The sequence below is a fragment of the Brevundimonas sp. genome, from assembly GCF_965227765.1.
Lineage (GTDB): Bacteria > Pseudomonadota > Alphaproteobacteria > Caulobacterales > Caulobacteraceae > Brevundimonas.
In genome coordinates, this window is the sequence record NZ_OZ245778.1 from 3236775 (window position 1) to 3246543 (window position 9769).

At 66.9% G+C, this 9769-nt stretch carries 7 protein-coding genes and 1 tRNA gene; 4 read left to right on the forward strand and 4 right to left on the reverse strand.

The features are described 5' to 3' along the window. Positions 1–124: 124 nt before the first annotated feature. Entirely contained in the window at positions 125–1288 is a 1164-nt protein-coding gene (locus ACO05L_RS15530; protein ID WP_421730067.1) for an acyl-CoA dehydrogenase family protein, read from the forward strand. A 95-nt stretch (positions 1289–1383) separates the two neighbouring features. On the opposite strand, the gene ACO05L_RS15535 is transcribed toward ACO05L_RS15530, so the two are convergent. Beyond that, on the reverse strand, positions 1384–1740 hold the full coding sequence (locus tag ACO05L_RS15535; protein WP_421730068.1) for a GIY-YIG nuclease family protein: 357 nt from the start codon (positions 1738–1740) through the stop codon (positions 1384–1386). Positions 1741–1827: 87 nt separating this feature from the next. Continuing rightward, positions 1828–3366, reverse strand: coding sequence for an ABC1 kinase family protein (locus ACO05L_RS15540; protein WP_421730069.1), 1539 nt, complete (start codon positions 3364–3366; stop codon positions 1828–1830). A 47-nt stretch (positions 3367–3413) separates the two neighbouring features. On the opposite strand from ACO05L_RS15540, the gene ACO05L_RS15545 reads away from it, so the two are divergent. Together ACO05L_RS15545 and ACO05L_RS15550 are read left to right on the forward strand one after the other, a co-directional pair. Beyond that, positions 3414–4145 (forward strand): 16S rRNA (uracil(1498)-N(3))-methyltransferase, encoded by a 732-nt coding sequence (locus ACO05L_RS15545; RefSeq protein WP_421730070.1) that lies wholly within the window; start codon positions 3414–3416, stop codon positions 4143–4145. Positions 4146–4244: 99 nt separating this feature from the next. Next, positions 4245–5606, forward strand: a complete 1362-nt coding sequence (locus ACO05L_RS15550; RefSeq protein ID WP_421730071.1) for a glutamate--cysteine ligase — start codon at positions 4245–4247, stop codon at positions 5604–5606. A gap of 56 nt (positions 5607–5662) precedes the next feature. On the opposite strand, the gene ACO05L_RS15555 is transcribed toward ACO05L_RS15550, so the two are convergent. After that, positions 5663–7633, reverse strand: a complete 1971-nt coding sequence (locus ACO05L_RS15555; protein WP_421730072.1) for a S8 family peptidase — start codon at positions 7631–7633, stop codon at positions 5663–5665. A gap of 209 nt (positions 7634–7842) precedes the next feature. Here ACO05L_RS15555 and ACO05L_RS15560 point away from each other — a divergent pair. Next, positions 7843–7916 (forward strand) — tRNA-Gly (locus ACO05L_RS15560). A gap of 14 nt (positions 7917–7930) precedes the next feature. Here ACO05L_RS15560 and ACO05L_RS15565 read toward each other — a convergent pair. Continuing rightward, positions 7931–9709: a LuxR C-terminal-related transcriptional regulator gene (locus tag ACO05L_RS15565; protein WP_421730073.1), complete on the reverse strand. Its 1779-nt coding sequence runs from the start codon at positions 9707–9709 to the stop codon at positions 7931–7933. Positions 9710–9769 lie beyond the last annotated feature (60 nt).

Sequence of the window (9769 nt, forward strand, 5' to 3'; positions counted from 1 at the left end):
CAAGGCGAGCCACACTCCGATCCGGCCCGTTCCGCTCAGCGCCGTATGGCCTTGCCGTCCCCACCCGGCCGCTACGCGGCCACCCTCCCCCGCGGGGGAGGGAAAGAACGCCGGAGTTGCTGCCATGAACGTCATCACGACCCCCTCCCCCGATTTCATGCTGGAAGAGGACATCGTCATGTTCTCCGACAGCGTCGGCAAATGGATCGATGAGCACGCGCCCCCCGAAGCCGTGCAGGGCTGGATCGCCAACTCGTCGGTCCCGCGCGAACTGTGGAACCAGGCCGGCGAGGCCGGTCTGCTGGGCCTGTCCATGCCCGAGGAAGACGGCGGCATGGGCGGCGACTATCGCCACGAGGTCGTGCTGATGCGTCAGCTGGGCTGGAAGGGCGCCGACCATTTCGGCATCAGCCTGCACAACGCCATCGTCGCCCCCTACATCTGGCACTACGGCACCGAAGAGCAGAAGAAGCGCTGGCTGCCGCGGCTGGCCTCGGGTGAACTGGTCGGCTGCATCGCCATGACCGAGCCGGGCGCCGGATCGGACCTGCAGGGGGTGAAGACCACCGCGATCAAGTCCGGCAACGGCTATGTCGTGAACGGCTCAAAGACCTTCATCACCAATGGCCAGCTGGCCAACCTGATCATCGTCGTGGCCAAGACCGACCCGGCCTCGGGCGCCAAGGGCACGTCGCTGATCGTGGTCGAGACCGATGGCGCAGATGGCTTCGAGCGCGGCCGCAACCTCCACAAGATCGGCATGGAGGGCAACGACACCTCCGAGCTCTTCTTCAATGACGTTCAGGTCCCCGGCGACAACATCATCGGCGGCGTCGAGGGCCAGGGCTTCATCCAGCTGATGCAGCAACTGCCTCAGGAACGGCTGAACATCGCCGTGCAGGGCGTCGCGGCCGCCGAGCGCGGCCTGGAACAGACCCTGGAATACGTCAAGCAGCGCAAGGCCTTCGGCAAGTCGATCCTCGAGTTCCAGAACACCCAGTTCAAGCTGGCCGAGGTCAAGACCAAGCTGACCGTCGCCCGCGTCTTCGTCGACCACTGCATCGGCCTGCACCTCAAGGGTCAGCTGGACGCGACGACCGCCTCAATGGCCAAATACTGGGTCACGGACATCCAGGGCGAGGTGCTGGACGAGATGCTCCAGCTGCACGGCGGCTATGGCTATATGAACGAATATCCGATCGCCCAGCTCTACAAGGACGCCCGCGTCCAGCGCATCTACGGCGGCACCAACGAGATCATGAAGGTGCTGATCGCGCGCAGCCTTTGAGGGGCCTCTCAGCCGCTCTTCTCATCCCCATCGGAGCGGGAAGAACGCCTTGTCATCCCCGACGCAGCGAAGCGAAGATCGGGGACGCCTCGCCGCTAACCCACAGGCCCGGTCGGCTCTGCCGAACCGGGCCCAGGCTGCCGCGCCCGCAACTCGCCATAGAGGTCGAGCCACCTCGGATTATCCTGCTCGACGAGAGCGAACTTCCATTCCCGACGCCAGCGCTTGATCCGCTTCTCCCTGAGGATGGCGTTGTTGATGTAGGCGTGGCTCTCGTACCAGACCAACTGATCGATCCCGTGTTCGGCGGTATAGCCGGGGACCAGCCCCTGCTTATGTTCAGCCACCCGCCTCACAAGGTCATTGGTCACACCGACGTAGAGCCAGCCGAACGGGCCGCTCGCGAGCAGATAGACATAGAAGGTTTCTGCATGACCGGCCTCCCGGCTCAACCCTTGCGGGTTGTCCGGGAGTGGTCAAGGTTGCGTTGTCGTCCCCGATCTTCGCTTCGCTTCGTCGGGGATGACAAAGGTCGCGATCTAAACGGCTGATGCGGTGAGCCAGATAACGCCGCCGAGGATCAGGCTGGCCAGCACCAGTCCGCCAGCGATCCACATCCCCGCCGACCGGACGGCCGCTGCCGTCGCCAGGTCGCGGGGCGGTTCGGCCTCGGGAGAGGTCAATCGCTTCGACGCCGCTCGGACCAGCCGCGGCAGGTCGTCCCTGAGCGCCGACAGATCCAGTAACAGGCCGATCAGCCGGTCGCGCACCGCGTCGGGCGAGGCGCCCGCGAACAGGGCGGATTTCCACGCTCCACTCATGGCGCTGACCAGATCGAAGTCCGGATCGACGCGCGACAGCACCCCCTCGATCGTGACCAGGGCCTTGAGGATCAGCACCAGATCCGGCGGCGCGGCGACACGCTCCTGGCGCATCAGGGCCATCATGTCGGCGACGATGGCCGGCAGGTCGATCTCGCCCTGGCCGTGGCGTCCGATCAACCGCTCTGCGCCCTGGGTGATGCGCTCGGTCGAGACGTCGGCGCCCTCGGTCCAGGTCGCCAGGATCTCGCCCATCCTCTGGGCGTCGCCCGAGACGAGCGACTGCACGAACCCGACCAGTTCGGTGCGGCGGCGCGGACTGACCTGACCGACCATGCCGAAGTCCAGCAGCCCAAGTCGGCCGCCCGGCATGGCGCGCAGGTTTCCGGGATGCGGATCGGCGTGAAACAGCCCGTGGACCAGGATCATGTCCAGCACGGCCTTGGCGCCCACCTCGGCCAGGTCGCGCGGCGACAGTCCGGCCTCGATCAGGGCGCGCGCCTCGGTGGGGGCGACCCCATCCAGATAGTCCTGAACCAGCACGGTCTCGGAGGTGAAGTCCCAGTAGATGGCCGGGATGACCACCGCGGGGCGTTTTGCGAAGTTGGCCGCGAACCGCTCGGCGTTCCTGCCCTCGGCCGTGAAGTCCAGCTCGGCCAGGACCGCCTCGGTCAGCTGCCGCACCAGTTCCTGCGGCCGATAGCGGCGCACCTCGGCGCTTGAGCGTTCAGCGGTGCGGACCAGTTCGCCGATCAGGCGCAGGTCCGCCTCCATCTGCGGCCGGATGCCGGGGCGGCGGATCTTGACCACCACCTGGGCGCCCGATTGCAGGGTCGCGCGGTGCACCTGGGCGATGGAGGCCGCAGCCAGGGGCATGACCTCGAACTCGGCGAAGACGTCTTCCGGCCGGCCGCCCAGCGCCGCCTCGACCGCCGGCCTCAGAATCTCGAAATCCAGCGTCGGCGCCGCGCTCTGAAGCTGTTCCAGCTCGGCGATCCAGTCGGGCGGCAGAAGGTCCGAGCGGGTCGACAGGATCTGGCCCAGCTTGACGAAGGTCGGCCCCAGGGCCTCCAGCGCCAGCCGCGTCCGTCGCGACAGGGGCTCGGCCGCCTCGCCGCCCCCGCCGCCTCCCAGACCCAACCGTGCGAGCAGGGAATCCAGGCCGAACCGCGTCGCCACCCCGCCGATCTCGGCAAGGCGTTTGCGGTCACGCGCAGCAACGATAAGGGCCCCGAACATCACCCAGACAACGGCCAAGCCTGCCCCCTGTTCCGTTCGGACCGCCGGATGGGATATGCAGGGCCATGATCCGACTTCACGTCACCAACGACCTGTCCGCCAACGCCGCCGTGGCGCCGACGCTGGACCAGTCGCGCTATCTGACCAATGTCATGCGCCTGGGCCTGGGCGACGACCTGCTGGTCTTCAACGGCCGCGACGGCGAATGGCGCGCCTCCCTAGCCGAGGTGCACAAGCGCGGCGTCATTCTGAAATGCGAAGAGCGGACGCGCGAGCAGACCACCGGCCCCGACCTCGAACTGATCGTCGCCCTGGTCAAGAAGGCCCGCGTCGAGACCATCGTCGAAAAGGCCGCCGAACTGGGCGCCGCGCGCGTGCGGCTGGCCATCACACGCCGCACCAATGTCGAAAAGGTCCGCCTCGACCGCCTCGACGCCATCGCCGAAGAAGCCGCCGAACAGACCGGGCGTCTGGACGTGCCCCCGGTCGATGATCCGGTGAAACTGGAGGCCATACTCGACGGCTGGGACGCAGATCCGATATCGGGGCGCCGACTGATGTTCTGCGACGAAACCGGCGGCGCCCCCGCCATCGGGGCGCTGGGTCTTTCGGGCGCCGGAAAATGGGCCATCCTGATCGGCCCAGAGGGCGGGTTCTCGCCCGAGGAAGGCGAGCGCCTGCGCGCCCTGCCCTTCACCACCGCCGTGTCTCTGGGCCCCCGCATCCTGCGCGCCGACACCGCCGCCATCGCCGCCATGACCCTGTGGCAGGCCGCCGTCGGCGACTGGGAGCGCTAAGCCGATCAAGGAAACGGTGATCTCCCCCTTGAGCCTCGCCACATTCCCGCCCATCTAGCCGCGACAGGCCGACGTTCGTCGGACAGGGAAGACCGACGCATGGCCGCCAAAGACACGCTGACCAAAGACCAGCTCATCGCCGTCATGGCCGACGGCGCCAAGCCCAAGGACCAGTGGCGGGTCGGCGCCGAGCACGAGAAATTCGGCTTCGACCGCTCCACCCTGCGCCGCCCCGGCTATGACGGCCCCAGCGGCATCCACGCCATGCTGACCGGCCTGCAACGCTTCGGCTGGAGCCCCGTCGAGGAAGGCGGCCACGTCATCGCCCTGGAGCGCAAGAACGCCGAGGGTTTCACCGCCTCGGTGTCGCTGGAGCCGGGCGGTCAGTTCGAGCTGTCGGGCGCGCCTCTGTTGACGATGCACGACATCTGCAACGAGACCGGCCAGCATCTGATGGAGGTCAAACAGGTCGCCGACCAGATCAACCTGGGCTTCCTGGGCGCCGGTTTCGACCCGAAATGGACGCGCGAGGACGTGCCCGTCATGCCCAAGGGCCGCTACGACATCATGCGCGCCTACATGCCCAAAAAGGGCAAGCTGGGCCTCGACATGATGCTGCGCACCTGCACCATCCAGGCCAATCTCGACTTCTCCGACGAAGCCGACATGGTGATGAAGTTCCGCACCTCCCTGGCCCTGCAGCCCATCGCCACGGCCCTGTTCGCCTGTTCGCCCTTCGTCGAGGGCAAGCCCTCGGGCTTCCTTTCGGCGCGCGCCAATGTCTGGACCGACACCGATCCCGACCGCACCGGCATGATCGGCTTCGTCTTCGAGGACGGCTTCGGGTTCGAACGTTATGCCGACTATGCGCTGGACACCCCGATGTATTTCGCCAAGCGCGACGGCAAATATATCGACGCCTCGGGCCAGTCCTTCCGCGACTTTCTGAAGGGTGATCTGCCCGCCCTGCCCGGCGAACTGCCGACGATCAAGGACTGGAACGACCACCTGACCACCCTCTTCCCCGAGGTGCGGCTGAAGTCATACCTGGAAATGCGCGGCGCCGATGGCGGCCCGTGGAGCCGCATCTGCGCCCTGCCCGCCCTGTGGACCGGCATCTTCTACGACGCCCCTTCGCTGGCCGCCGCCTGGGACCTGTGCAAGGACTGGGACATCGCCGACCACGAACGCCTGCGCCGCGACGTGACCCGTCTGGGCCTGAAGGCCGAGGTGGCGGGTCGCTCGGTGCGCGACATCGCCGTCGACATGGTGGCCATCGCGTCAGAAGGCCTGAAGAACCGCAACCGCCTGTCCGGCGGCATGGTGGACGAGCGCGGCTATCTGGTTGAGCTGGAAGAGATCGCGGACTCGGGGCTCACCCCCGCTGACCGTCTGCTGGCCCTGTATCACGGCGAATGGCAGGGCGACGTCAGCCGCATGTACCGCGACTTCGCCTACTGAAAAGGGCGGGGCGCCTGCACGCCCCGCCCTTTGAAATTCCAGCCTGACGGCAAACCCTAGAAGGTCAGGCGCATCCCCAGGCTCAACCCGCCTGCATCCTGATCGTCGGCCCGGGCGTAGAAGCCGCGCAACGACCCCTGCACCCGGCCCCAGTCGGCCGACAACCCGCCGGACAGAGTCACCGGATCGTCCAGTTCGCCCAGACGGCCCGACAGGCTCGAACCCAGCATCACCGAGCGGACCTCGTAGTCCTCGTCGCCCCAGCTGGCGTCATAGCGCACCCCCACATCGCCCGAGACCACAGCCGAACCCATCGCGCGCGACGGGAAGGCGATCTCCAGCCCCGGTCCTGCTTCGTAGCGGGTCTGGTCCATGTCGGCGACCGTCAGGCTGAACACGTCGGCGCCCGTCTCAGTGAAACCGTCGAACGCCTGGTGCGAGACCCGGGCGTGAAGGAAGGGCCGGATCTCGCCGATCCCGGCCATGAAGCTCATGCCGATGCGTCCGTCGGCGAAAAGACCGTATCCGTCCGTTTCGGCCCGTCCCGTCGTGCCGACACCCTCCAGCACGGTGCCCGCCCCACCGGCGAGGCTTCCGCGCGTGAAGTCATAGTCGCGCCGGTCGCCGCCGGCCGAGCCCTCGAAGAAGACTGCGCCGCGCGTCACCGCGCCATAGACAGCCAGGGCGATCGCCTCGACCTCTGCCGAGTTGGACAGTCCGGGTTCATCCAGGTCCGTCGTGACCCAGGACAGGGCCGCGCCGAACAGCGCGCCTTCGCCGGCGACGAAATCATAACCCCCGACCAGACCCACGCTGTCGGCCTCGGCCTCGTTCGCCGTCGCCGTCTCATCGTGGCGGCTCCAACCGCCCAGGGCAGCGCCCCAGGCGCCCTTCCCGTTTCCGGCCCGACCGCGCAGCCGCGTGTCCAGCCCCTCGATCAGCACCGCCTGGCCCCGATCAGCAGCCCAGACGGCGTTGCTGAACAGTTCTGCGCCCAGGCCGCTGCGCGCGGCGGCCATGTTGCCCAGGTTCAGCAGGCCCCAGCCATACTCTGCGTCAATACCCGCCACGCCCATATCGGTGGCCGTAGCGAGGACCAAGCGGGTCAGTTCGGCGCCCGAGGCGTTGGGAAACATCTGCCTGGCGATAGCGACCGAAGCCGTCACATGGGGCGCGGCCATGGAGGTTCCGGAAGACGGGCCAAACCCATCCCCGTCCACGTCGTCTTCGTGACCGGGCGGCAGGGTCGAGTTGATCTGGTGCTCGTCACCGTCGCCGCCGGGCGCGGCCAGACACCATGCCGCCGCCAGACCGCAGCGGTTGGCGTAGTCGGGCAGCGCACCCGTGATCGTCGCCGCCGTCACCGCCAGCCAATTCGACTGCAGCTCCGGCACATAGAAAGGCAGTCCGGCCTGGACGTTGGGCTGGGCCTGATACTCGTTTCCGGTCGAAACGACGATGACCGAATCCAGCGCAGCGGCGGCGCGGAAGGCGGCGATCTGGCCATCCATCTGGGTCTCGAAATGCAGCTGGCCGGCGGGGCTGCCGACGTAGAAATCCTGCCCCCAGGAATTGTTGAACACCCGCACGCCCTGTTCCAGCGCCAAGGCATAGGACAGGCCGACAGACTCGTTGACCGTGGTCGGGTTCGAGGCGTTGAGGGCGAAGACCGTCAGCCCCGCATCATAGGCTACGCCGTGCATACCCAAGCCGTTGCGCGCCGCCACCATGATCCCGGCGACATGGGTGCCGTGACCGTCGTAGTCCTGGGTCAGCACGCCGTCGGTGATCGTGTCCCAGGACGTGCCCGCCAGCTGGCCCGCCAGCTCGGGATGCTGGATGTCGACGCCGCTATCCAGTTCACCGATGACGACGCCTTGGCCCGTGAAGCCCAGATCGTACGCCGCCTGGGCGTTGATCAGGCCGAGGCCCCATTGGGCCGCATACTCAGCGTCCTGAGCCGACGCGTTCGAGGCCGCCAGTGCCGCCGTAAGCGCGATAACGCTGGCCGATAGTTTGAAAATCATCAGAGCGCCCAATATCTTAGTTGAACGCCGGTATCATTCGTCACTTTGCCGGATCAAGACCTCCGCGACGGCCAAGCTTTCAAACCCGCGTTCACCGAGTGAAATCGGCAACAGTGCCCGCGGCGGCGGCTCAGTGTCTGCGCTCCTGCGCCGGGCTGCAATCAGCACTTGAGCCCCGCGCCTTTATCGCTAGTTTGCGCCTCGCTTCCGCGGGCGTGATGTAGTGGTAGCCTGAAAGCTTCCCAAGCTTTTCGTGCGGGTTCGATTCCCGCCGCCCGCTCCAAAGCTTTGGCGCCTCTAGGCCCGCGCCTGAGCTGTCCGGAAGTCAGGACTGGTGGCCCGGGCGACCAGTTCGGCCAGGGTGCGGGCGCCCAGCTTCTCCATCAAGCGACTGCGATGCGCCTCGACCGTTCGCGGGCTGAGGGCCAGGCGGGCGGCGATGGTCTTGTTGGTGCCGCCGGTGATCAACCCGTCCAGCACCTGTCGCTCGCGCAGGGTTAGGCGATGGATCGCCTGCTCCGTCGGCAGAGGCGCGCCGTCAATGGCTTCCTTGCCCAGGCAGACGGCGCCGATCGCCAGGCAGATTTCGTCCGTTTCCGCACCTGCCTCCAGCACATCGGATGCGCCGCGCTTCATGATCTGGACCGCCAGGCCGGGCGTGGGATCGCCTGGGAGTATGACCATCCATGGAGACTCCGGCAGGGCCGTGCTCAGAAAGCCTGACAACTGATCCAGAGGTTCTGCGCCATCGAAGCGGTAGAGCACGGGCGCCGGCCGCAGGGCGCCCGCGACGCTGACGAAGTCGTTGACGCTGTCGAAGACACGGACGGTGAAGCCGCGCTTTCGCAGGGCGTGCGACAGACCGTTCTGGCGGGCGGCGTCTGCGTCGATGACATGGATGTAGGATCGGTTGATCGGGGTGATGTCCTTGAGGGATCCGCCCATCCCCTGCACCCGCCCAGCGGCGTCGAAGATGGGGAAGGTGTTTGCATCCAGCAGTCGCAGGCCGTCGCCATTGACCCGAACCCGGAACCGCCCGCTCGCCGCCTCGCCCAGACGGACGCGCGAGAAACCCGCCTCGACCGCCGACCGATCCAGGTCATGGATCGAACCGAGGAAGTCCCGCCAGCCCCAGTCAGTCCGTTCATCCAGGCCGGGCCAGACCTCGCCGAAGTTGGGACTGAGCCGCTTCAGGTCCCAGGTGGCGAAATCGACGGTCCAGAGAAGACTGGCGGAGTTGGCCGCGAACTTGGCGAACAGGGCCTCGCGTTCGTCCAGCGTCCTTATGGCGTCCTGAGCGTCGTGGATGTCGGTGGCCACGCCATACCATCCCGCGATGGAGCCGGTGTCGTCGAAGGTCGGCTGGGAACGCGCCAGATGCCAGCGATAGGAGCCATCGATATCGCGGATTCGCACCGGACGGGCGAAGGGCTTGCGGTCGATCTTGGCCTCGGCCAGCCCGGAGACGACGACCGGCAGATCTTCGGGATGCACCAGATGCTTCCACAGGTTCCCGACCTCGCAGCCGCCGCTGGCGCTGGACAGGGTCCGCAGTCGACCGTTCTGCCAGTTTGGGCGACCGAACCTGTCCGCCCTCCATAACAGGCTGGGCACCAGGTCGGTGACCAGGCTCAGCTCGCGGCGCAGTGCGGCTTCCTTCTGTTCTGCGACATGGGCTCGGGTCGTCTCGTGCATGATGCAAAGGACGCCGCCTATCTCTCCCGACTGCAGATGCACAGGCGAGTAGGACAGGGTCCACCACGAGTTCTCGACGCTGCCGTGGCGCAGGAGCGGAACCTTGTGGTCTTCGACATAGACGCTATCGCCCGCCTCAGCGGCCATGAAGAAGTCGGCGACAGACTCCCAGGCCTCGAAGAAGATGTCGCCCATGGGCTGGCCGAGGGCGAGTGGCTTGCCCTCCGCGATCGGCGCAAAGGCCTGATTGTAGAGCATGGCCCGCTGGCTTCCCCAGGCCACTACCATGGGTTGGCGCGCGTGCAGGATCAGAGCCCAGACCTGATCCAGTTCCTCGGGCCAAGCCGAGCGCGGCCCCATCGCCGTATCGGCCCAATTCACGTCGAATCCATCGCCTCGTCGAACCCACAGAGGCATTCCATCGGATTGCTGTCCGCGCTT

Coding starts and splice junctions, on each gene's coding strand:
- ACO05L_RS15530 (WP_421730067.1), top strand. CDS start 125: ATGAACGTCATCACGACCCCCTCCCCCGATTTCATGCTGGAAGAGGAC.
- ACO05L_RS15545 (WP_421730070.1), top strand. CDS start 3,414: ATGATCCGACTTCACGTCACCAACGACCTGTCCGCCAACGCCGCCGTG.
- ACO05L_RS15550 (WP_421730071.1), top strand. CDS start 4,245: ATGGCCGCCAAAGACACGCTGACCAAAGACCAGCTCATCGCCGTCATG.
- ACO05L_RS15555 (WP_421730072.1), bottom strand. CDS start 7,633: ATGATTTTCAAACTATCGGCCAGCGTTATCGCGCTTACGGCGGCACTG.